Origin of the sequence: Streptomyces djakartensis (assembly GCF_014651075.1) — a bacterium.
Lineage (GTDB): Bacteria > Actinomycetota > Actinomycetes > Streptomycetales > Streptomycetaceae > Streptomyces > Streptomyces djakartensis.
On record NZ_BMWE01000014.1, the window covers coordinates 155,738 to 178,189 of the forward strand.

The window sequence follows — 22,452 nt, forward strand, 5'->3', positions numbered from 1 at the left end:
TCATCGTACGATACGGCGTACCGAAAGAGGGCCGGGCCTCCTGGTCACGATGGGCTGAAGTCCCTCACGGCCCTCAAAGCCGTTCGATGACGGTGACGTTGGCCTGGCCCCCGCCCTCGCACATCGTCTGCAGTCCGTAGCGGCCGCGGGTGCGTTCCAGCTCGTGCAGCAGCGTGGTCGCGAGCCGGGTCCCGGTGGCTCCGAGCGGGTGGCCGAGGGCGATGGCGCCTCCGTTGACGTTGACCTTCCCGGGGTCGGCGCCGGTCGCCTTCAGCCAGGCCAGCACCACCGAGGCGAAGGCCTCGTTGATCTCGACCAGGTCGATCTCGTCGAGCGTCATCCCGGCCTTCTTCAGCGCGTACGCGGTGGCGGGGATCGGGGCGGACAGCATGCGGATCGGGTCCTCGCCGCGCACCGAGAGGTGGTGGACGCGGGCCCTGGGGGTCAGGCCGTGCTCCCGTACGGCCCGCTCGGAGGCGATGAGCACGGCCGAGGCGCCGTCGGAGATCTGCGAGGAGAGCGCGGCGGTCAGCCGGCCGCCCTCCACCAGTGGCCGCAGTCCCGCCATCTTCTCCTCGCTCGTGTCGCGGCGCGGTCCCTCGTCGTGGGTCACGTCGCCGTACGCGACGGTCTCCCGGTCGAAGCGGCCCTCGTCGATGGCCCGGATCGCGCGCCGGTGGGAACCCAGTGCGAACTCCTCCATGGCTTCCCGCGAGATGTCCCAGGTGCGTGCGATCTCCTCGGCGCCGAGGAACTGGTTGACCGGCCGGTCGCCGTAGCGGGCCCGCCAGCCCTCCGAGCCGGCGAACGGCCCTTCGGTCAGACCCAGCGGTTCGGCGGCCTGGCGGGTGGCGAAGGCGATGGGCACCTGCGACATGTTCTGCACACCGCCCGCGACGACCAGGTCCTGGGTGCCGGAGAGGACGGCCTGCGCGGCGAAGTGCAGGGCCTGCTGCGAGGAGCCGCACTGGCGGTCGACCGTCACACCGGGCACCTCTTCGGGCAGTCCGGCGGCCAGCCAGCAGGTGCGGGCTATGTCACCGGCCTGCGGGCCGACGGTGTCGAGGCAGCCGAGGACGACGTCCTCGACGGCGGCCGGGTCGACGCCGGAGCGCTCCATCAGCGCGGTCAGCACGTGCGCGCCGAGGTCGGCCGGGTGGACGGCGGACAGTCCGCCGCCACGCCGTCCGACCGGGGTGCGCACCGCTTCGACGATGTAGGCCTCGGCCATGGCGTCTCCTTCTGCGTGTCCGCGATCCGCGGGGCTGCCTATGCCTCGTGCAGTGCGATGCCCTCCAGCACCATCGACAGGTACTGCCGGGCGATCTCCTCCGGACTGTGCCGGCCGCCGGGGCGGTACCAGGACGCGGCGACCCAGACGGTGTCGCGCAGGAAGCGGTAGGTGAGCCGTACGTCCAGGTCGGCGCGGAAGACCTTGGCGGCCACTCCGCGCTCCAGCGTGCCGAGCCACGCCTTCTCGAACTTCCGCTGGGACTCGACGAGGTAGGCGAAGCGGGGCTGGGTTCCGAGGTGCCTGGATTCCTTCTGGTAGATGGCGACCGCGGCGTGGTGCCGGTCGATCTCCCGGAAGGACTCGGTCACCAGGGCCTCCAGCGTCTGCCTGGGACCGAGCCCGGCGCTGAGCACGGCGTCGTACCGGGCCCAGAGCTCGTCCAGGAAGGTGGAGAGGATCTCGTCCAGCATCGACTCCTTGGAGTCGAAGTGGTAATAGAGGCTGCCCGCCAGCATCCCCGCCGCGTCCGCGATCTTCCGGACGGTGGTGGCGCTGTAGCCCTGCTCGGCGAACACGCGGGCGGCGATGGCCAGGAGTTCCTCGCGCCGCTCGGCCTGGCTCACCGTGGTCTTCTTGCGGTTGTCGTTGCTGCTTTTCGGCACCGGACCATTCTCGCCTCACGGGTGCTGACTGCTGACCGACAGGACCTCGCCGGTCAGGTACGACGAGTAGCCGCTGGCCAGGAAGACGATCACGTTGGCCACCTCCCACGGTTCGGCGTGGCGTCCGAAGGCCTCACGACTGGTCAGTTCGGCCAGCAGCCGGGGGGTGGTGACCTTGGCGAGGTGCGGGTGCATGGCCAGGCTCGGGGAGACGGCGTTCACCCGCACCCCGTATGCGGCGGCCTCCACCGCCGCGCACCGCGTGAGGGCCATGACGCCGGCCTTCGCGGCGGCGTAGTGGGCCTGTCCCCGCTGCGCACGCCAGCCGGCCACCGAGGCGTTGTTGACGACGACGCCGCCGGCGCCCGCTGCCCTCATCCGGCGCAGGGCGGCACGCGTGCAGCGGAAGGTGCCGTTGAGGGTGACGTCGAGGACCTTGCTCCACTGCTCGTCGGTCATGTCGGCAAGGTCGGCCGTGCCGCCGAGGCCCGCGTTGTTGACGACGACGTCCAGGCGCCCGTGGTGTTCCTCGGCGTGGTCGAACAGCGCACCGACCTGGCCCTCGTCCGTGACGTCGCAGGGCAGCGCGGTGACCCGGTCCGCGCCGAACTCGGCGGCCAGCTCGGCCTCGGTCTCCTTCAGGCGGCGGGTGTGGGCGTCGGAGACCACGATCCGGGCGCCCTCCTCCAGCAGCCGCCGGGCGGTCGCGCCGCCGATCCCGGCGCCCGCCGCGGCGGTGACGACGGCCGTGCGGCCGGCCAGCAGGCCGTGGCCGGGCAGATACGGCGGCGGGGCCTGTGCGCTGCTCATGGGCGGCTCCCGGCGGTTCTCGACGGCTGACGCCAAGCAGGTTAATCTACCAAACACTTGTTAGGGAAGGAGGGTGATGGACCTCGACTTCACCGCCGCCGAGGACGCCTTCCGCGCCGGGATCCGGGACTGGCTCGCCTCCCACGTGCCGCCGGCCCCGCTGCCGTCACTGGAGACCGCCGAGGGGTTCGCGGCTCACCGGGAGTGGGAACGCGCGCTGTTCGCCGGAGGCTGGTCGGTGGTCTCCTGGCCCGAGGAGTACGGCGGCCGGGGCTCCACCCTCCTGGAGTGGCTGATCTTCGAGGAGGAGTACTACCGGGCCGGCGCGCCCGGCCGGGTCTCCCAGAACGGCATCAGCCTGCTCGCTCCGACCCTGTTCGAGTACGGCACCGACGAGCAGCGTGCGCGCGTCCTGCCGCCCATGGCCAGCGGTGAGGTGATCTGGGCGCAGGCCTGGTCCGAGCCCGAGGCGGGTTCCGATCTCGCCTCGCTGCGGTCCACCGCCGTGCGGTCGGAGGGCGGCTGGCGCCTCAGCGGCCAGAAGACCTGGTCGTCCCGCGCGGCCTTCGCCGACCGCGCGTTCGGCCTCTTCCGCAGCGATCCGGACGCGGAGCGCCCGCACCGGGGCCTGACGTACCTGATGTTCCCGCTGGACGCGGACGGGGTGACCGTGCGGCCGATCGGGCGGCTGGACGGCAAGCCGGCCTTCGCCGAGATCTTTCTCGACGACGTGTTCGTGCCGGACGAGGACGTCATCGGCGAGCCGGGCCAGGGCTGGCGGGTCGCGATGAGCACCACCGGCAACGAGCGCGGACTGACCCTGCGCAGCCCCGGCCGCTTCACCGCCGCCGCCGACCGGCTGGCCGCCTTGTGGCGCGGTGCCGCCGGCCCCGGCGGCACCGCGCTGCGTGACCGGGTCGCCGACGCTGTGATCGGCGCCCGCGCCTACCAGCTGTCCGCCTACGCCCACGCCTCACGGATCGCCGCCGGCGGGTCGATCGGCGCCGAGTCCAGCCTCAACAAGGTCTTCTGGTCCGAGCTCGACATCGCCCTGCACGAGACGGCCCTCGATCTGCTCGGTCCGTGGGGCGAACTGTCCGACGAGGCCACTCAGGCACCGGCGCACGGCAGTTGGGCGGAGGGGTACACGTTCTCGCTGGCCGGGCCCATCTACGCCGGCACCAACGAGATCCAGCGCGACATCATCGCCGAGCGGCTGCTCGGCCTTCCGAAGGGACGCCGGTGATGCGGTTCCTCCCCGACGCCGAGCAGCGGGAGTTCGCCCGCACGCTGGACGGCATGCTGGGATCCGCCGGTACTCCGGGCGCCGTACGGTCCTGGGCGTGCGGCGACCACGGACCCGGGCGCGCCCTGTGGGCCCGGCTCGCCGAGGCGGGCGTCTTCGCCCTCGCCGTGCCCGAGGAGCACGACGGCCTGGGACTCCTCCCCGTGGAACTGGCCGTCGCCTTCGGCGAGCTGGGCCGCCATGCCGTGCCCGGCCCGCTGGTGGAGACGGCCGCCGCCGGTGCTCTCCTCGGCCGGCTCGGGGGCGACGCCGCCCGCGCCTGGCTGCCGCGGCTCGCCTCGGGCGAGGCCGTGGCGTCCCTGTGCGTCCTGTCGTCCGAGGGCAGCCCGTACGCCCTGGACGCCGACATCGCCGACGCGGTGTTCGTCGTGGACGGCGACACCGTACGCCTCGCGGAGTCGCACGGTCCGGTGCAGCCGTCGGCCGACCCGGCGCGGAGGCTGGCCCGTCCGCTCGGTGGCACCGTGCTGGAGCGGGGACCGAAGGTGGCGGCGGCCGCCGCGCACGCCGTGGAGGTCGCGGCGCTGGCCACGGCCGCCCAGGGCCTGGGGCTGGGACGCGCGCTGCTGGAACGCACCGTGGAGTACGTCCGGCGGCGCACCCAGTTCGGGGTGGCCGTCGGCTCGTTCCAGGCGGTCAAGCACCGCCTGGCCGACACCCTCATCGCGCTGGAGTTCGCCCAGCCCCTGGTCCACTCCGCGGCCCTGGCGCTGGCGGCGGGCGATCCGGCGTCCGGGCGGGAGATCGCCGCGGCGAAGGTGGCGGCCGGTGAGGCGGCGCACGCGTCGGCCCGTACGGCCCTGCACCTCCACGGCGCCCTCGGCTACACCGCGGAACCGGACCTGTCCCTGTGGATCCGCAAGGCCCGCCCGCTGCGCACCGCGTGGGGTGATCCGGCCGCCTGCCGGGCCCGTGTGCTCGCGGCGGCGCCGTCCGGCCCGGGCGGTGTCACGGGGTGGTTTTCAGCCGCCCGAGTGTGACGTGTGCCTCCGTCATGATCCTTTCGACGAGTTCGGCGCAGGACGGCAGATCGTCTATGAGTCCGCCGACCTGGCCGCAGGCCATGACGCCGAGGTCCGTGCGGCCGTCGACCATCGCGGCCTTGAGGAACATCGGTGTGCCGGCCGCCAGCAGGACCTGGCTCCAGGTGAGTTCCCTGCCGTGCTTCATGGCCAGGCCGTCGCGTGCCAGGCCGGCCCAGCTCATGCCGGACTCCCGCTTGAAGGCGGAGGCCTGCCGCAGGGCGCGCAGCAGGCCGGCCGCGCGGCCGGAGCGCTCCAGCGTGTCCACGAGGTCGGTGCGCAGCATCCGGTGCGGCAGGCCGTCGACCTTGGTGGTGACGGTGATGTCCTGGACGCCCGCGGCGAGGTAGCGGGCCTTGACGGCGTCGGGGACGGTGCTGTCGGAGGTGAGCAGGAAGCGGGTGCCCATGGCGATGCCGGCGGCGCCGTAGGCCAGCGCGGCCACCAGTCCGCGTCCGTCGCGGAATCCGCCGGCGGCGATCACCGGGATGTCCACGGCGTCCACGACCTGCGGCAGCAGGACGGTCGTGGCGACGCCGCCGGTGTGGCCGCCGCCCTCCCCGCCCTGCACGAGAACGGCGTCGGCACCCCATGCCGCGACCTTCTCCGCGTGCCGCCGGGCACCCACGGTCGGAATCACGATGACCCCGGCATCCTTCAGACGGTCGATCAGTTCCCGTCGGGGGGCGAGCGCGAACGAGGCCACTCGCACGCCCTCGTCGATGATGATCCGCACCCTCTCCCCCGCGTCCGAGGCGTCGGCCCGCAGGTTGACGCCGAAGGGCACGTCGGTGCGGGACTTGACCTCGCGCACCGCCGAGCGGAGCCGGTCCGGGGTCATGGTGGCGGACGCGAGGATCCCCAGGGCGCCGGCGCCGGCGGCGGCGGAGACCAGGCGGGGGCCCGCCACCCAGCCCATGCCGGTCTGGACGAGGGGGGTCCGGACCCCGACCAGTGCAGTGAGGGCGGTGGCGATCGTGACGCCGCTCATGCCGGCACCTCACGGTCACGGGCGCCCTTCGGGTCGATGACCTCCCGGATCAGGCGCAGCTCCGCGGCGGTGGGCTCGCGGGTGCGGGGCACCTCGTCGGGGACGGTGAGCGCGAAGCTTGTGGCCTGCGCGACCTGCTCGGCCGTGACGCCCGGGTGCAGTGCGCGCAGTCGCATCGTGCGGTCCGGGGTGGCGAAGTCGAAGACGCCGAGGTCGCTGATGACCTCCCGGACGTCGTGGAAGCGGGTGGCCGACGGCCCGGCCTCGGCGGCACGGTCGAAGCCGGCTCCGCACACCATGTCGACCCGCTCGACGAAGACCCGCCGGGAGTGTCTGGGCACCCAGTAACTCGTGGGGTTGTTGAGCGTGTTGACGGGTGCGCCTCGTACGCCCAGGAGTTGCCGGGTGGGGCGGGACCAGTCGCCGACGCAGGAGATGTTCTGGTTGCCGTGGCGGTCGATCTGCGCGGCGCCCATCATCACGTGCCGCCGTCCCGTGGCCACGAGGGCCAGGTGCTGGCGGTAGGGCAGCCAGCCCTCCACCACGTCGGCGCGCTCCCCGACCGCCGGGACGTCGCCGATCAGCAGTGCCTCGCCGTCGGTCAGCAGCAGATCGGGGGCGAAGGTGAGCCTCGCCAGGCGTGCCCCGATGGTGGGGACGATGCCCATGGGACTGGCCAGGACCTCCCCGGCGTGGCGCCAGGCCTCGGCGCAGGCCACCACGCAGTACTCGGCTCGTGTCACCCCGGTCGTCGCCGTCCCGCCGCTCATCGCTGCCGCTCCTCGTGAAAGGCCGTCACCGCGGCCTGGTAGGCCTCTTCGTCGCCGGACAGGAACCGCTCGGTGAACGCCCGCCAGGCCTCCGGGTCGCGGGCGGCCCGGGCGTAGGCACGCTGGAATTCCTCGTCACGGTCGTGGTCCGGGACGCAGGAGGTGAAGTGCGCGCCGTTCGGACTCTGCACGACGCCGGTCACGAAGGCGCGTTTGACCAGCAGCGTCTGCGGGCCCGCCGCCTTGAGCAGGTCGGCGGTGTCCACGATCCGCTCACAGGAGACGTAGGCGGTGTCGGCGGCCTGGCAGAAGAGGTCGTCGAAGTAGGGGTCGGGGCCGAGGTACTGGGCGTTGCCGTGCAGGTCCGCCCGGTTGAGGTGGACGAACGCGGCGTCCAGACGCAGGGCGGGGACCGCGACGAGCTCCTCGCCGTCCTCGTACGGTGAGGTGACGGTGCGCAGGCGCGGGTTGACCCGCGGCACGTCCGAGCCGAGGCCGGCCCGGACCGGCAGGAAGGGCAGCCGCTGGGCGGCCGCGGTCAGGCCCCACATGAACATCGCCTCGTCCAGCTCGACCAGTTCGAATGCGGCGCGCTGCCGGGCGGCGGTGAAGTGCGGCTCCAGCGCGATGGAGTCGAGGGTGGCGAAGGGGGCGACGAGGGTGCGGATCCGACCCGCCGCGGCGAGGAGCCCCACGTCCGGGCCGCCGTAGGACACCACGGTGAGGTCCGTGACGTCGGAGCGGAGCAGTGCGCGGACCAGCGCCATCGGCTTGCGGCGCGATCCCCAGCCGCCGATCCCGAGGGTCATGCCGGTGCGCAGCCGGCCCACGACCTCCGCGGCTGTCATCGCCTTGTCCCTGCTCATGGGTGCTGCCCCTCCCTGGTGGGCCGGTCCGTGCCGAACGTGGCGCGGACCCGCTCGGCGACGCCGCTGAGATTGGCCTCGAAGGTGAAGCCCTGCTCGAAGCGGTAGCTGCGGCGGACGTCCACCGGGTCGATGCCGTTGATCGCGGCCTTGGCGAGGCGGATCAGGGAGCCGTCCTTGGCGGCGATCTCCCCGGCCAGCTCCAGGGCCGCCTCGAGGAGCCGCTCGCGCGGTACGACCCGCCACACCGAGCCGTGGCGGTGCAGTTCCTCGGCGGCAGCGGTACGGGACGTGTAGTAGAGCGCCCGCATCAGGTGCTGCGGGACCAGCCGGGCGAGGTGGGTGGCGGCGCCGAGCGCGCCGCGGTCCAGTTCGGGCAGGCCGAAGGTGGCGTCCTCACTGGCCACGATCGCGTCGGCGTTCCCGACGAGACCGATGCCGCCGCCCAGGCAGAAGCCCTGCACCGCGGCGACGACCGGGACCTCGCAGTCGTAGACCGCCGCGAAGGCCTCGTAGCAGCCGCGATTGGCGCCGATCAGGGCGTCGTGGCCGGCCGATCGCCGCACTTCCTTGATGTCGACGCCGGCGTTGAATCCGCGGCCCGTCGCCGTGAGGACGACACAGCGCACATGGGGATCGCAACCCGCCGCGCGCACGGCGGTGGCGAGGTCGTACCAGCCCTGTACGGGAAGGGCGTTGACCGGCGGGTAGTCCACGGTGACGACGGCGACGCCCTCCGCGGGGCTTGCGGTGGAGACACCCATGAGCGGATCAGCTACCTTTCCACCAAACGTTTGTTAGGTGTGAAGGTAGCAGCGGAGCACACGTCGCGGGAGGCCCCGATGGCATCGATCACGGATCTGACCGGACGGGTCGCGGTGGTGACCGGCGGCACCCGGGGCGTGGGCGCCGGCATCACCCGTGCCTTACTGGAGACCGGCGCCGAAGTGGTGATGTGCGCCCGGCGCCCGCCGGACGAGCCCGTCGAAGCGGCCGGGCGCGCCGCCCGGTTCCGTCCCCTCGACCTGCGCGACGCGGACGCGGCCGGCTCCTTCTTCGAGCAGGTACGCGCCGACCACGGCAGGCTGGACATCCTCGTCAACAACGCCGGGGGCACGCCGTACCGGCCGCTCGAGGAGGGCGGAGCCGAACGGCACGCCCGGGTGGTCCAGCTGAATCTGCTGGCCCCCCTGACCGCATCCCTCGCCGCGTACGAGCTGATGCGCTCCCAGCCGGGCGGCGGGTCGATCGTCATGATCGGCAGTGTCAGCGGCAGCCGCCCGTCACCGGGCTCGGCGGCCTATGGCGCGGCCAAGGCGGGGCTGGAGCACCTCGCTCGCAGCATGGCCGTGGAATGGGCGCCGCGGATCAGGGTCAACACCCTGGTCCTCGGCATGGTCCGCACCGAGCTGTCGCATCTGCACTACGGCGACGACAACGGCATCACCGCCGTCGGCCGGACGGTGCCGCTCGGGCGGCTCGCCGACCCGGCCGAGGTGGGCGACGCCTGCGTCTTCCTGGTCTCCGACCGTGCGGCGTACATCAGCGGCGCCAGCCTGCTCGTCCACGGGGGCGGCGAACGCCCGGCCTTCCTCGACGCGGCCGGAGCCGGCGGCTGACCCGCCGGGCGGCTTTTCGGACTTGCGGACCTCAGGCCTTCGGATGCCCAGACCTTCGGACGCCCAGGCCTTCAGGCCCCCTGGCCTTCAGGTTCCCACGAGAGGAGTCAGATCATGGCCGGACTGTGCAGTGAACGCGTCGCCGTCGTCACCGGGGCGGGGCGCGGACTCGGCCGGGCGCACGCCCTCGCTCTCGCCGCCGAAGGCGCCAAGGTCGTCGTCAACGACCTCGGCACCGGCCTCGACGGCACCGGCGCCGCGGCCGGGCCCGCCCGGCTCGTCGCGGAGGAGATCCGGACACGCGGCGGGCAGGCGGTCGCGCACGACGGGGACGTGGCCACGACCGAGGGCGCGGCCTCGCTGGTCCGCACGGCCGTCGAGACCTACGGACGGCTCGACACACTGGTCAACAACGCCGGTTTCCTGCGCGACCGCATGCTGGTGAACCTGGACGAGGACGACTGGGACGCCGTCATGCGTGTGCACCTCAAGGGGCACTTCCTGCCGCTGAAGCACGCTGCGGCGCACTGGCGCGCCGAGGCCAGGGCAGGCCGGGTCCCGGCGGCCCGTGTCGTGAACACCAGCAGCGGGGCGGGGCTGCTGGGCAGCGTCGGCCAGGGCAACTATTCGGCGGCCAAGGCAGGGATCCTCGGGCTGACCCTGGTGGCCGCCGCCGAACTGCGCCGTTACGGCGTCCTGGTCAACGCCATCGCTCCGGCGGCCCGGACGCGTATGACCGAGACGACGTTCGCCGAGACCATGGCGGCCCCAGGGGAAGGCTTCGACGCCATGGCCCCGGAGAACGTGTCGCCGCTCGTCGTGTGGCTGGGTTCCGCCGCCTCGGCCGGGGTGACGGGGCGCGTCTTCGAGGCGGAGGGCGGCCGCATCACCGTCATGGAGGGCTGGCGTCCCGGCCCCACGGCGGACAAGGGCGCCCGCTGGTCCCCGGCCGAGGCCGGGGAGGCGGCGCTGAGGCTCCTCGCCGGGGCGACGTCACCGAAGCCGGTGTACGGCGCCCAGTGAGCGAAACATTTCGCTGCTTCCATCGAATGCTGCGAGAAGTATTGACGCCCCGTCAGGGACTCCTATCATCCAAGACGTTCGACATGACAGTTGACGTTCGAGATATGGAACACCCTCTCTCTCGTGCGCCGCTCGGACCAGGCCCCGCACCATTCGCTCCACCCCCTCCCCCGGCAGCCCCACCGAAAGGGCGGCACCCCCCATGACATGGACAGGTCACATCCTGAGTCGCCGTAGGGCACTGGCCGCCACCACCGGCCTGACCGTCGGCGCCCTGCTGCCGGCTGATCCGGCGAGAGCCGCCGCCTCGGCGCCGGCCGCCTCGTACGGGAACCCGGTGGTCTGGCAGGACTTCGCGGACATCGACATCATCCGCGTCGGGGACACCTACTACTGCTCCGCCTCGACGATGCACTACTCGCCGGGCGCACCTGTCCTGCGTTCGTACGACCTGGTGAACTGGGAGATCGCCGGCCACTCGGTGCCCGTCCTGGACTTCGGCTCCAAGTACGACCTGAACGGCGGGCGCGGCTACGTCAGAGGGATCTGGGCGTCGTCGCTCGCCTACCGTCCCGCCGAGCGGACGTTCTACTGGCTCGGGCAGATCGATTTCGCCGCGACCTACGTCTACACGGCCACCGCCGTCGAGGGGCCCTGGACCAGACACGCGGCGCTGCCTCAGGTCTACTACGACGCGGGGCTGCTGGTGGACGACGACAACACCCTGTACGTGGCGTACGGCAACGGCGCCATCCATGTGGCCCAGCTGTCCGCGGACGGACGCCGTCAGGTGCGGACGCAGCAGGTGTTCAGCACCCCGTCGAGCATCGGCACCCTGGAGGGCTCCCGCTTCTACAAGATCAACGGAAGCTACTACATCTTCCTGACCCGACCGGCCAACGGCCAGTACATCCTGAGGTCGACCAGCGGCCCCTTCGGCCCCTACACACTGCGGCAGGTCCTGCTCGACCTGCCCGGACCCATCTCCGGCGGAGGTGTGCCGCACCAGGGCGGGCTGGTGCGGACGCAGGGCGGGGCCTGGTACTACATGGCCTTCGTCGACGCCTATCCGGGCGGCCGGATGCCCGCCCTGGCTCCCGTCAGCTGGACTTCGGACGGCTGGCCCGCGGTCCAGCTCGTGAACGGCGCGTGGGGCAGGTCGTATCCCAGCCCGGTCGTACCACCGCCACCTCGGCAGGTCACTCCCCTGACCGGGGTCGACACCTTCGACGGCACGGTCCTCAAGCCCAGGTGGGAGTGGAACCACAACCCGGACAACGGCAAGTGGTCGGTGAGCGACGGCCTGACCCTGCGCACCGCGACCGTCACCAACGACCTCTACCAGGCCCGCAACACGCTCACCCACCGCATCCAGGGGCCGACCTCAACGGCGACGGTCCAGCTCGACCACTCCGCGATGGCGGACGGCGACCGGGCCGGGCTCGCGCTGCTGCGGGACTCCTCCGCGTGGATCGGGCTGAAACGTGACGGCGGTACGACGCGTCTGGTCATGGTCGACGGGCTGACCATGAACGGCAGTTGGAACACCACCGGCACCGGGACCGAGCGGGCGAGCGCCGGTGTGCCGGGCGGGCGGCTCTGGCTGAGGGCGAACGCCGACATCCGTCCCGGAGCGTCCCGGCCCGGCACCTTCTCCTACAGCACCGACGGGGTCAACTTCACCCGCCTCGGGCCCGCTTTCGCCATGGGCAACGACTGGCGGTTCTTCATGGGCTACCGGTTCGCCCTCTTCAACCACGCGACACGGGCGCTGGGCGGCTCGGTCCGCGTGACGCGGTTCGAACTGTCCACCCCCTGAACGACCGGCCACCGCCGTTCCACTGCTCGTGATCACCCGCAGGCAATCCACGAGGAGACACATGAACCCCCATCTCAGGCGAAGCGGACGTCGCCGGACGCCGCTGTTGGGCCTGCTGGCCGCCACGGCGCTGCTGGCGGGCGGCGCGACAGCCACCCAGGCGGCCCCCGCCTCGCCCTCCACCGCACCGGCCGCACCGAAGGCGAGCACCCTCGGTGCCCAGGCGGCCCAGTCCGGACGGTACTTCGGGACAGCCGTGGCGGCCGGGAGGCTGGGCGACGGCGTGTACACCACGATCCTCGACCGCGAGTTCAACTCGGTCACGGCGGAGAACGAGATGAAGTGGGACGCCACGGAACGCTCCCGTGGCTCGTTCACCTTCGGGCCCGCCGACCAGATCGTCAACCGGGCCCTCGGGCGCGGCCAGCGGGTCCGCGGCCACACCCTGGTATGGCACTCCCAACTGCCCGGCTGGGTCAACTCGATCCGCGACGCGGGCACGCTGCGCAGCGTGATGAACCACCACATCAACACGCTCGTGTCCCGCTACCGGGGCAAGATCCACTCCTGGGACGTGGTCAACGAGGCGTTCGCCGACGGCGGCAGCGGCCAGCTGCGCGGCTCGGTGTTCCGCGACGTGCTGGGCACCGGCTTCCTCGAGGAGGCGTTCCGCTCCGCTCGCTCCGCGGATCCGTCGGCCAAGCTCTGCTACAACGACTACAACATCGAGAACTGGAGCGACGCCAAGACCCAGGGCGTCTACCGCCTGGTGCGCGACTTCAAGGCGCGCGGCGTGCCCATCGACTGCGTCGGCCTCCAGGCCCACTTCGGCGCCGGGGGACCGCCGGCGAGCTTCCAGACGACGCTGTCGAACTTCGCCGCCCTCGGCGTGGACGTCCAGATCACCGAGCTGGACATCGCGCAGGCGCCGCCGAGCGCGTACGCGAACACGGTCCGGGCCTGCATGAACGTCGCGCGCTGCACCGGCATCACCGTCTGGGGCATCCGCGACAGCGACTCCTGGCGCAGCGGGGAGAACCCGTTGCTGTTCGACCGCGGCGGCAACAAGAAGCCCGCCTACCAGGCCACCCTGTCGGCCATGGGCGGGTCGGCGGTGACGCGGGCGGACTCGGGCCCGGCCCGGGAACCGGCCACGGCACGCGACGCGGCGGGCCGCACCGACGCACGCTCACAGCGCTCACCCGGGTCCGCCACGGCCCTGCCCTCCTCCTACCGCTGGAGCTCCAGCGGCCCGCTGATCGCCCCGAAGCCGGACGCGACCCACAACATCGCGGGGATCAAGGACCCGACCGTCGTGCACCACAACGGCAAGTACCACGTCTTCGCGAGCACCGCGCGCTCGGCCGGATACAACCTGGTGTACCTGAGCTTCTCCGACTGGTCGCAGGCGGGTTCGGCCACGCACCACTATCTGGACCGCACGGCCATCGGAGCCGGCTACCGGGCCGCGCCGCAGGTCTTCTACTACGCACCCCAGCGACTGTGGTACCTCGTCTACCAGACGGGCAACGCCTCGTACTCGACCAATCCCGACATCAGCAATCCCAACGGCTGGAGCGCACCGCGCAACTTCTACTCCTCCATGCCGGAGATCATCCGGCAGAACATCGGCAACGGCCACTGGGTCGACATGTGGGTGATCTGCGACAACGCCAACTGCTATCTGTTCTCCTCCGACGACAACGGGCACCTCTACCGTTCGCGGACGAGTGCCGGGCAGTTCCCGAACGGCTTCACGGACACGGTCATCGCCCTGCGGGACTCCAACAAGTACGCCCTGTTCGAAGCGAGCAACGTCTACAAGGTGCAGGGCAGTAACCAGTACCTGCTGCTCGTGGAGGCGATCGGGTCGGACGGCCGGCGCTGGTTCCGGTCCTGGACCTCCGGCAGTCTCGCCGGGTCGTGGACGCCGCTCGCCGCGACCGAGGGCAACCCCTTCGCCAGGGCGAACAACGTCACCTTCCCGGCGGGCGCCTGGACCAGGGACATCAGCCACGGCGAGATGATCCGCGCGGGCAACGACCAGACGCTGACCATCAACTCGTGCCGCCTGCAGTACCTGTACCAGGGCCTGGACCCGAACGCGAGCGGCGACTACAACAGCCTGCCCTGGCGGCTCGGCCTGCTGACCCAGACCAACCCGACCTGCTGACGTCCGCGGGCCCCGCTGCCCTCGCGGGGCCCGTTCACCGCCGGTCCCCGGCCAGGTCGTCGTAGACGAGCAGGCCGTCCTCGCTCAACCGGACGCCCGGCGTCGGGACGTGGACGTGCTGCCGGCCGTCGTGCATCAGATGGCACACCGGTACCCCCCGGACGAGGACGGCGAAGTCGGCGATCAGGCGGCGGTGGCAGCGCCACCAGACCGACTCGCCGCACATCACCGCGGGACGAGCCGCTTCGGCCTCGGCCAGCAGCCGTTCCATCGCGGCGACGAAGCCGGGTGTCCTGGTGTGTGCGGCGTAGCCGCGGAACGAGGTGTTGCGCCAGACGACGTCGGGGCTGTCCGGAGGCGGTTTGCGGTATCCGCCGAGGTCGGGCTCCCACCGGTAGGCGATGCCCGCGGCCGGCAGCCACGCGGCCAGGCGTTCCCGGGCCAGGTCGGGATCCCGACGGCTGCCCGGGGCGATGCGCACGTCGACCACGTCGGTGACGCCCGCGCCGTGCAGCAGCCGGGCGATCTGCCCGCGGTCGGCGGTGCCGTGCCCGAAGGTGATCAGTGGCGGTTCCATGTCTGCGGGTTCGCTGTCCACGAGTGCGCTGTTCGAGTTCGCCGGGTCTTCGAGTTCGCCGCGTCTGGTTTGTCCTGAAGTGGCGGCGGCAACCCGGGTACCCGGGATCCGGCACGGGCAGCCGGGTGGAACAGAGGTGTCCGATGACGACTATCGGCGTGGAAGAGGAGTACCTGCTGCTCGACCCGGTCACGGGCCTGCCGGTGCCCCATGCGGACAAGGTCCGTTCGGCGGCGGGCCTGGGGCGTCTCGTGGCCGATCAGGAGGTGCAGTACGAGCTGCTCCAGGCGCAGGTCGAGGTGGCCACCCCGGTGTGCGGGACCCTGGAGGAGGTCGGCGGGCATCTGCTGCGCCTGCGGCACGCGATCTCGATGGCCGCCGAGGAGCACGGCTGCCGGATCGCGACCTGCGGGACACCGCCGCTGCGGCACGGCCGCCCGATGGCCGTGACCGACCAGGCCCGGTACCGGGCCATGGTGACGCAGGCCCCGCAGCTGGTGGCGGAACAGCTGGTCAACGGCACGCACGTGCATGTCGGCGTGCCGGACCGGGAGGCGGGTGTGCAGGTCCTGAACCGGATCCGGGCCTGGTTGCCGACGCTGACGGCCATGTCGGCGAACTCCCCGCTCTGGGACGGCGGCGACACCGGCTTCGCGAGCTGGCGCACGGTCATCTTCGGCCGCTGGCCGGTCAGCGGCATGCCCCCGTACTTCCACGACGCCGCCGACCACGACCGGCGGGTCCAGCGGCTGCTGGACGCCGGTCTGATCTCGGACGTCGGTCAGCTCTACTGGCAGGCGCGCCTGTCCTCCCGCTACCCCACCGTCGAGGTGCGCTGCCTCGACGTCCAGCTGAGCGCCGACGAGGCCGTCATGCTCGCCGCCGTCACCCGGGCTCTCGTCGACACCGCTCTGGCGGAGACCGCCGCCGGGGCGCCCGTGCCCGACTTTGCCCCGGAACTGCTCCAGGCCGCCATGTGGCACGCCGCCCGCCATGGCCTCGACGACACCCTGGTCAGCCCGGGCGGCGAGGCGCACCGTGCCGGGGACGTGCTGTACGAGTTCCTGCGGCATGTCTCGCCGGCGCTCGAGGCGTCCGGGGACAGCCGTCAGGTGACCTCCCTGGTCCACCGGCTCCTGCAGAACGGAACCGGAGCGGACCGGCAGCGCGCCGCCCTCGCACACGGTGGCCTCCGGGCGGTCACCGACCTGGTCAGCGGCCAGGGCGCGGCGGCGTGAAGCCCCTGGCGGCCGGCTCGGAGCGGGCCGCCGAGGGTTACCGCGGGACAGGCTGGGAACGCGACGCGCTCCAGGAACCCGAGGGGAGGCCGGTGACGCGATGACCGAGCACGAACGTTCACGCACGATGCCCGCACCGCCCGAGCACGTCTTCGACCAGGCGGCGAACGTCGGTCAGCTGGACACCTGGCTGCCGGCGGCGCCGCATGCGCAGGCCGCGGACCTGCCCGCCGTCACCGTGCACGAGGACCGCACCGACACGGGCACCTCCGCCGTGCTGCGCGCCCGGCCCGACCGGCTGCGGCTCGAGTGGGGCACCCGCGACCAGGGCGGTTGCACGGGGTGGCTCCAGGTCTCCGGCATCGGCGGGGGCGCCAGTGAGGTGACGATGCACCTGTCGTTCGCCGACGACAGCCACGATCCGGGCGGGACGACGGTGGGCGACGCCTTGGAAACCAGCCTGAAGCGCCTGGAGGAACAGGTGCGGCTGCGCGTCGAGCACACCGCGGGCTGAAGGGGGCGTACGCCATGGCACGCGTCAAGCAGTACGCCGTCGCCGCGTCCGCACAGTGGACCGACGAGGAGGAAGGCAGGCGCCGGCTGCCCTCCGGTGAGGTGCACGCCTGGGAACCGGGCCTGAACCAGACCGTCTGCGGGCTGTCGCTCAGCCGCTCCCAGCTCGTCCGTTTCCCGCACGTCGCATGGCCGGACACCTTCCCGGAGTCCGGAGGTGCCGCGGACCGGGTGCGCCGCCAGTGCCCGCGCTGCGCCTCAGTGGCCGGACGCCGTGATCAGGACGCACGCCCCCGCTGGCGTCGCGTGCACCCGCGGCCTTGAACCCACCCGCCCGGCCGCGTTTCCCCTCCGGGCCGACGGGCACTCGCCGCGCCATGAATCAGAGTCGTCGTCCACCGATCGCCGACAGCTCTCTCGCCCTGCTCGCCCAGGGGTACACCTGGCTCCCCGGCCGCAGGCGCCGCACCACGGCCCCCCTCGTGCGCGCCCGGCTCATGGGACAGCACGCTGTCGCCCTGCACGGCCCCGAGGCCGTGCGGTTCTTCTACGACGAGCGGCACGTGGAGCGCCGAACGGCGCTTCCGGGCCCGGTACTGAGCACACTGTTCGGGCACGGGGCCGTGCACACCCTGGACGGGCGGGACCACCGCGTCCGCAAGGAGATGTTCCTCTCGCTGCTCACCGGTGCGGAGGCGGTCGCCGGTCTGGTGGACCGCGTGAGCCTGGTGTGGGACGAGGCGGCAAAGTCGTGGTCCGGCCGCCGGATCGTGCTCTTCGACGAGGCGAGCCGGGTGCTCGCCCAAGGCGTGTGCCACTGGGCCGGCGTCCCGCTCGACGACGCCGGCCCGGTGGCCCGGGACATGGTCGCCATGGTCGACGGTTTCGCCACGCCGGGGCCGCGCCACTGGCGAGCCCGCCGCGCACGCGCACGCAGTGAGGCGTGGCTGGGGCAGCTGGTGGAGGAGGTACGGGCGGGGTCCGTCACCCCGCCGGCCGGGTCCGCACTGGACGTGGTGGCCCGGCACCGGGACGCCGACGGCCGGGCCCTCGACCCGCGCATCGCCGCCGTCGAACTGCTCAACGTCATCCGCCCGACCGTCGCCGTCGCCTGGTTCGTCAGCTACGCCGGTCACGCGCTGCGCCCAAGGCCCGACGTCCGGGAGCGTCTGAAGGGCGACGACCTCTCCTACGCCGTGGCGTTCGCCCACGAGCTGCGGCGCTTCTACCCCTTCGTTCCCTTCGTCGGCGGCCGGGCCGTCACCGACCTCGAGTGGCGGGGAGAGCCCATTCCGGCCGGCACGATGATCCTGCTCGACGTGTTCGGGCAGAACCACGATCCCGCTCTCCACGACGACCCGTACACCTTCGAACCACGCCGTTTCCTGGAGCGGCCGCCCGCACGGGACGAGCTGATTCCGCAGGGCGGCGGCGACCGGGCCGCCGGTCACCGCTGCCCCGGCGAGGATGTGACGGTCGCGCTGCTGCGGGCCCTCGGGCCACGGCTGGCCCGGCTGGAGTACGACGTGCCCGAGCAGGACCTGCGGATTCCGCTGAACCGCATGCCGTCCCGCGTGCGCAGCGGATTCGTCATCGAGGGCGTCCGTGCTCCCGCGCCTGCCCCGAGGGTGAGGCAGGCGGCGTCCTGAATCCTTCCTGACCCCTAGGTGGACCTCGGCGGGGCGAGGGCGGGGCGACGGCACCGTGTGCGGGTGTCCGCACACGGTGCCGTCGCGCTGCCGTCAGGAGGCCACCGGATTCCGCGCCATGCGACGCCCGGCGGTCACGGCCGCTCCCGCGAGTGCGGCCGCGACGGCCGTCCTGCGCATCGCGGTACGCCGTCGCCCGCCCCAGCCGCCGTGCACCGCGCCCTCCCCCTGAGCCGGTACGTGCAGGGCTCCGTGCGTGGCGGGAGCTTCCTCGTCGTGCGCCAGATGGCTCTTGTCGGTCTGCCGTGCCGTCGCCCGCTCCGCGAGTGCCGGTGCCATCCGGGACTGGCGTACCAGCGCCCGGCCGGCGGGGCCGACGACCACTTCCCGGCGGGGGCTCCTGACGAGTCCCACGATCGCCCGGGCCACCCGCTCGGGGGTGTAGACGGGCGGCATCGCCACCACCTTGCGGCCGGTGTAGTTGGCGGCCTGCTGGAAGTGCGGCGTGTCGATGGTCGCCGGCAGCACCGTGCACACGTGGATGTCCTTCACGCCCTCGACCCGGAGCTGCTGCCGCAGGCTCGATCCGAGGCCCCGGACGGCGTGCTTGGACATGCCGTACGGGTGGCTGTAGGGCTGAGCGACGGCGCCCACGATGGACGAGACGTTGATCAACGTGCCGGTGCCCTGCTCCCGCATCACCGGCAGAGCCGCCCGGGCCCCGTAGACGTAGCCCATCACGTTGACGTCCAGTACCTTGCGGAAGTCCTCCAGCGGTACGTCCTCGAAACGGCCGAAGGCGTTGACGGCCGCGTTGTTGACCCAGACGTCGATCCGGCCGAACTCCTCCACCGCGCGCCGCGCCAGATCCTCGACCGCCTTGACGTCCGTCGTGTCGGTCGGCACGACCAGGGTCCGCGCCCCACGGTGCCTGGCGCACTCCCGCGCCGCGGCCTCCAGCGCCTCCTCGCGTCGTGCGGCGAGCACCACGGCGCAGCCCTTGCGCGCGAACGCCTCGGCCGTGGCGCGTCCGATTCCGCTGGACGCCCCGGTCACCACCACCACATGGTCGCGAAGTCGCATCCGTACCTCCTCGCATCTGCCCGAGCCGGGCACGTCGTGCCCGCTTCCGCCGCGGACGGGTACCCGGCACCGCCGGGGTCACCTCGGACCGGGGGCAGTACCGCGCGCGAGCAGGACCCGCCCCGATGCGGATGGTGGGCGGGTCCTGCTCGCGCGGACCATTGTCGGGACCGTGCGCCGGGGTGACCACGAGTGAGACGGACCGATCTGCGCGCTCCGCGCACACCCCGTGCGCGGAGCGTGTCCCGCCACGGAGCGTGCTTCCCCTGCCGCCTGCGGGTGCGACCCCGGGTTATCCCCGTCGGCCTGCGGCGACGATACTGGCATGCGCACCTGCTCCCGCTCACAAATGGACTCATGCCGACCTCCGCCACCGTCCGTCCCATGACTCCCGCCACGGTGTGGCCGGCTCGCGGCCACTGCGCCCGTGGCGCCGAAGACGTTCTCCGGCGCTCGCTGGAGCAGCGCAAGCGCAGGGGGGACATCGACGACTTCCTGGAACTGCCCGAGGACGACGCCGCGCCCGCCGAGCGGGTGTTCGAGGCACGCTGGCGCGTGGACGGATCGGTGACCGTCCGAGCCCGGCTGAGCCTGACGTCCGGTTCGGACGACGGGCGGGAATGGGTGCTGATCGCCGAGGCCGAGCAGCCGTGGAGACAGCGGTGGCCCTCCCCGGTCGGCCTGTTCTGGCCGGACGAGCCGGACGCCGGCTGGGACCGGGTCGCCGGGGCGGACCTGTCACTGCGGGGGATCAACCCGCTCCCCCAGGACGACCGGGAGACCCGGCGCCTGCTCCGGAACGCCGTGCGCGGCGGGTGGCACATCCATGTCGTCGTCCATGAGGCGATGACCCCGGACGAGCGCGGCCGGATGCCGGTGGCGCGGTGGCTGCCGCCGGGCGTGAGGGACCGAGTTGTGGAGCACCGCGCCGCGCCGCAGCAGCTGCGGGGGCTCAACTGGGCCCTGCGGGACTTCGGCGTCGAGGTGCCGCGCGGCGGTGCCCTGGTGCTGCCCGGCAGCCCGGCCCCGGACGGCTACGAGGCGGAGGAATTCTCCGTCCGCGCGGTCTTCCTCGACGGTTCGGAGCCGGCCGACCTCGTCGACGCGGTGACGCGATTCGCCGCGTTGCCGAGGCCGCTGCCCGACGGCGCGCAGGACGCCCTCACCGCGCTGCGGGAGGACTGGCACCTGCTGACCCTCCAGGAGGAGCTGGACCGGCAGCGCGGTCTGGTGGCCATGTACGCCGAGGCGCTCGAGGCCATGACGAAGTCCCGTGACCTGTACCGGGAGGCGGCCGAGCGCGCCCACGAGGCCCTGGCCGCCTACCAGGAGTCGGCCGGGGCCGCCCCGGCCCGTCAGCAGCCCTCCGGCGTGGCCGTCACCTCTCCGCTCCAGCAGATCACCCGCACGTTCGAACGCTTCAAGGGCAAGTCCCCGCGTCCCGCGGCCCCGGCCGGGGACAAGGAGTAGGCGTCCGCCCGTCGGGGCCCACGTGTCAGCCGTGGCCTTCTGGATACGCGGTCCGTACGGCAGTACGGCCCGCCCGGGAAGGTCCGCGCTACATGGGCAACCACCAGCACCACTCGGAGACGACGCTCGACGTCAACGGCAAGCCCCACACGCTCACCGTCGACCACCGGCGGGTCCTGCTGGACCTCCTGCGGGAGGACCTGGACCTGACGGGCGCCAAGAAGGGCTGCGACCACGGCCAGTGCGGTGCCTGCACGGTCCTGGTGGACGGGCGGCGGGTCAACAGCTGCCTGCTGCTCGCGGTCACCCTGGACGGCTGTGAGGTCACCACCGTCGAGGGTCTGTCCGGCGACGGGGAGGAACCGCATCCGCTGCAGCGGGCGTTCCTGGAGCGTGACGCCTTCCAGTGCGGCTACTGCACCCCGGGCCAGATCTGCTCGGCGGCCGGCATGCTCGCCGAGGCGGCGGCCGGCCACCCCTCGCACGTCACCGACCCGGCGGCGCCCACGGGTGAGCCGGTGCCGCTGGACCGGGAGGAGATCCGGGAGCGGCTGAGCGGCAACCTGTGCCGGTGCGGTGCGTATCCGCGGATCGCCGAGGCCGTGGAGGACGTGATCCGGTGAAGGAGTTCGCCTATGTCCGCGCCGGGAGCGTCGAGGAGGCGACCTCCGCGTACGCCTCCCACACCGGCGCCCGCTATCTCGGCGGCGGCACCAACCTCGTGGACCTCATGAAGCTCGGCGTCGAGCGGCCCACCGCCCTCATCGACGTCAGCCGGCTGCCCCTGGACGCGGTGGAGGAGCTGCCGGACGGGGCGCTGCGGATCGGGGCGACGGTCCGCAACAGCGACCTCGCGGCCCACCCGCTCGTGCGCGACCGCTACCCGGCGCTGTCGCAGGCGGTGCTCGCGGGCGCCTCCGGGCAGCTGCGCAACGCCGCTACGACCGGCGGCAATCTGCTCCAGCGCACCCGGTGCCCGTACTTCCAGGACCTGTCGAAGCCCTGCAACAAGCGGGAGCCGGGCAGCGGCTGCGGCGCGCTGGACGGCGTCCACCGTGATCACGCGGTGCTGGGGCACTCCGCGCACTGCATCGCCACCCACCCGTCGGACATGGCGGTGGCGCTGGCCGCCCTCGACGGGCGTGTCGAGCTGTACGGGCCCGAGGGCAGCCGGAGTGTCCCGGCGGCGGACTTCCACCGGCTGCCCGGGGACCGCCCCGAGCAGGACACCGAGATCCGTCCCGGCGAACTCGTCACCGGTGTGGTGCTGCCGGCCGTCGCGGCAGGTCTGCCGTCGGCGTACCGCAAGGCCCGCGACCGGGCCTCCTACGCCTTCGCGCTCGCGTCCGTCGCGGCCGTGCTGCGGGTCGCCGACGGTGTCGTCGATCATGTGGGACTGGCGTTCGGGGCGCTGTCGCACCGCCCGTGGCGGGCCCGGCGCGCGGAAGAGGCGCTGCGGGGCGCGGCTCCCACCGCTGCCGCGTTCGAGCACGCGGTCGGTCTCGAACTCTCGGCCGCACGGCCGCTGCGGGACAACGCGTACAAACTGCCCCTGGCCCGCAATCTCGCCGTGGACGTGCTGTCCCGGCTGGCGGACACCGTACCGGCGGGGAGGACTCCGTGACAC

Annotated in this window: 22 protein-coding genes; 13 read left to right on the forward strand and 9 right to left on the reverse strand. The window is 72.7% G+C overall.

Translation table 11 applies throughout. The features are described 5' to 3' along the window. Positions 1-73 precede the first annotated feature (73 nt). From IE212_RS24285 to IE212_RS24295, 3 genes are read right to left on the reverse strand one after another with little or no spacing between them, the layout of a single operon-like run. Positions 74-1,231: an acetyl-CoA C-acetyltransferase gene (locus tag IE212_RS24285; protein WP_190200042.1), complete on the reverse strand. Its 1,158-nt coding sequence runs from the start codon at positions 1,229-1,231 to the stop codon at positions 74-76. A 38-nt stretch (positions 1,232-1,269) separates the two neighbouring features. Next, the gene (locus tag IE212_RS24290) at positions 1,270-1,896 is read right to left on the reverse strand and encodes a TetR/AcrR family transcriptional regulator (protein ID WP_190200043.1); all 627 of its coding nucleotides are present in this window, start codon (positions 1,894-1,896) and stop codon (positions 1,270-1,272) included. 15 nt (positions 1,897-1,911) lie between these two features. Beyond that, positions 1,912-2,706, reverse strand: a complete 795-nt coding sequence (locus tag IE212_RS24295) for an SDR family oxidoreductase (RefSeq protein WP_190200044.1) — start codon at positions 2,704-2,706, stop codon at positions 1,912-1,914. Positions 2,707-2,782: 76 nt separating this feature from the next. Between IE212_RS24295 and IE212_RS24300 the strand changes: the two genes are divergently transcribed. Beyond that, positions 2,783-3,952 carry an acyl-CoA dehydrogenase family protein gene (locus IE212_RS24300; protein ID WP_190200045.1) on the forward strand — a complete coding sequence of 390 codons (1,170 nt, stop codon included), beginning with the start codon at positions 2,783-2,785 and terminating at the stop codon, positions 3,950-3,952. After that, complete coding sequence (locus IE212_RS24305) at positions 3,952-4,992, forward strand: acyl-CoA dehydrogenase family protein (protein WP_190200046.1); 1,041 nt, start codon at positions 3,952-3,954, stop codon at positions 4,990-4,992. Before IE212_RS24300 ends, IE212_RS24305 begins: the two co-directional genes overlap by 1 nt. Here IE212_RS24305 and IE212_RS24310 read toward each other — a convergent pair. Genes IE212_RS24310 through IE212_RS24325 form a run of 4 tightly spaced genes read right to left on the reverse strand, consistent with a single transcriptional unit; the run spans position 4,961 to position 8,425 of the window. Beyond that, positions 4,961-6,025, reverse strand: a complete 1,065-nt coding sequence (locus IE212_RS24310) for an NAD(P)H-dependent flavin oxidoreductase (RefSeq protein ID WP_190200047.1) — start codon at positions 6,023-6,025, stop codon at positions 4,961-4,963. The genes IE212_RS24305 and IE212_RS24310 overlap by 32 nt on opposite strands. Beyond that, on the reverse strand, positions 6,022-6,795 hold the full coding sequence (locus IE212_RS24315) for a CoA-transferase subunit beta (protein WP_190200048.1): 774 nt from the start codon (positions 6,793-6,795) through the stop codon (positions 6,022-6,024). Before IE212_RS24315 ends, IE212_RS24310 begins: the two co-directional genes overlap by 4 nt. After that, positions 6,792-7,661: a CoA transferase subunit A gene (locus tag IE212_RS24320; protein ID WP_190200049.1), complete on the reverse strand. Its 870-nt coding sequence runs from the start codon at positions 7,659-7,661 to the stop codon at positions 6,792-6,794. Before IE212_RS24320 ends, IE212_RS24315 begins: the two co-directional genes overlap by 4 nt. Then, entirely contained in the window at positions 7,658-8,425 is a 768-nt protein-coding gene (locus tag IE212_RS24325; RefSeq protein WP_190200050.1) for an enoyl-CoA hydratase family protein, read from the reverse strand. Before IE212_RS24325 ends, IE212_RS24320 begins: the two co-directional genes overlap by 4 nt. A gap of 78 nt (positions 8,426-8,503) precedes the next feature. On the opposite strand from IE212_RS24325, the gene IE212_RS24330 reads away from it, so the two are divergent. The 4 genes from IE212_RS24330 (at position 8,504) to IE212_RS24345 (ending at position 14,295) form a co-directional block, all read left to right on the forward strand. Next, positions 8,504-9,280: an SDR family oxidoreductase gene (locus IE212_RS24330; RefSeq protein ID WP_190200051.1), complete on the forward strand. Its 777-nt coding sequence runs from the start codon at positions 8,504-8,506 to the stop codon at positions 9,278-9,280. Between the two features lie 114 nt (positions 9,281-9,394). Next, positions 9,395-10,303 (forward strand): SDR family oxidoreductase, encoded by a 909-nt coding sequence (locus tag IE212_RS24335; protein ID WP_190200052.1) that lies wholly within the window; start codon positions 9,395-9,397, stop codon positions 10,301-10,303. Positions 10,304-10,505: 202 nt separating this feature from the next. After that, a complete protein-coding gene (locus IE212_RS24340; protein WP_190200053.1) occupies positions 10,506-12,122 on the forward strand; it encodes a glycoside hydrolase family 43 protein in 1,617 nt (538 codons plus the stop codon). A gap of 61 nt (positions 12,123-12,183) precedes the next feature. Next, positions 12,184-14,295 carry a glycoside hydrolase gene (locus tag IE212_RS24345; RefSeq protein WP_190200054.1) on the forward strand — a complete coding sequence of 704 codons (2,112 nt, stop codon included), beginning with the start codon at positions 12,184-12,186 and terminating at the stop codon, positions 14,293-14,295. Positions 14,296-14,329: 34 nt separating this feature from the next. On the opposite strand, the gene IE212_RS24350 is transcribed toward IE212_RS24345, so the two are convergent. Next, positions 14,330-14,872 carry a DUF488 domain-containing protein gene (locus IE212_RS24350; RefSeq protein WP_190200055.1) on the reverse strand — a complete coding sequence of 181 codons (543 nt, stop codon included), beginning with the start codon at positions 14,870-14,872 and terminating at the stop codon, positions 14,330-14,332. Between the two features lie 143 nt (positions 14,873-15,015). Here IE212_RS24350 and IE212_RS24355 point away from each other — a divergent pair, with 143 nt between their 5' ends. The 4 genes from IE212_RS24355 (at position 15,016) to IE212_RS24370 (ending at position 18,272) form a co-directional block, all read left to right on the forward strand. Next, a complete protein-coding gene (locus tag IE212_RS24355; RefSeq protein ID WP_190200056.1) occupies positions 15,016-16,110 on the forward strand; it encodes a carboxylate-amine ligase in 1,095 nt (364 codons plus the stop codon). Positions 16,111-16,210: 100 nt separating this feature from the next. Continuing rightward, positions 16,211-16,624, forward strand: coding sequence for an SRPBCC family protein (locus IE212_RS24360; protein ID WP_190200057.1), 414 nt, complete (start codon positions 16,211-16,213; stop codon positions 16,622-16,624). A gap of 14 nt (positions 16,625-16,638) precedes the next feature. Further along, the gene (locus tag IE212_RS24365; protein WP_190200058.1) at positions 16,639-16,947 is read left to right on the forward strand and encodes a hypothetical protein; all 309 of its coding nucleotides are present in this window, start codon (positions 16,639-16,641) and stop codon (positions 16,945-16,947) included. A gap of 53 nt (positions 16,948-17,000) precedes the next feature. Further along, a complete protein-coding gene (locus IE212_RS24370; protein WP_190200059.1) occupies positions 17,001-18,272 on the forward strand; it encodes a cytochrome P450 in 1,272 nt (423 codons plus the stop codon). A gap of 93 nt (positions 18,273-18,365) precedes the next feature. On the opposite strand, the gene IE212_RS24375 is transcribed toward IE212_RS24370, so the two are convergent. After that, the gene (locus IE212_RS24375) at positions 18,366-19,355 is read right to left on the reverse strand and encodes an SDR family oxidoreductase (RefSeq protein WP_190200060.1); all 990 of its coding nucleotides are present in this window, start codon (positions 19,353-19,355) and stop codon (positions 18,366-18,368) included. Positions 19,356-19,712: 357 nt separating this feature from the next. Between IE212_RS24375 and IE212_RS24380 the strand changes: the two genes are divergently transcribed. The 3 genes from IE212_RS24380 (at position 19,713) to IE212_RS24390 (ending at position 22,449) form a co-directional block, all read left to right on the forward strand. After that, entirely contained in the window at positions 19,713-20,825 is a 1,113-nt protein-coding gene (locus IE212_RS24380) for a hypothetical protein (protein ID WP_190200061.1), read from the forward strand. A gap of 92 nt (positions 20,826-20,917) precedes the next feature. Beyond that, positions 20,918-21,448 carry a (2Fe-2S)-binding protein gene (locus IE212_RS24385; RefSeq protein ID WP_190200062.1) on the forward strand — a complete coding sequence of 177 codons (531 nt, stop codon included), beginning with the start codon at positions 20,918-20,920 and terminating at the stop codon, positions 21,446-21,448. After that, positions 21,445-22,449 (forward strand): FAD binding domain-containing protein, encoded by a 1,005-nt coding sequence (locus IE212_RS24390; protein ID WP_190200063.1) that lies wholly within the window; start codon positions 21,445-21,447, stop codon positions 22,447-22,449. Before IE212_RS24385 ends, IE212_RS24390 begins: the two co-directional genes overlap by 4 nt. Positions 22,450-22,452 lie beyond the last annotated feature (3 nt).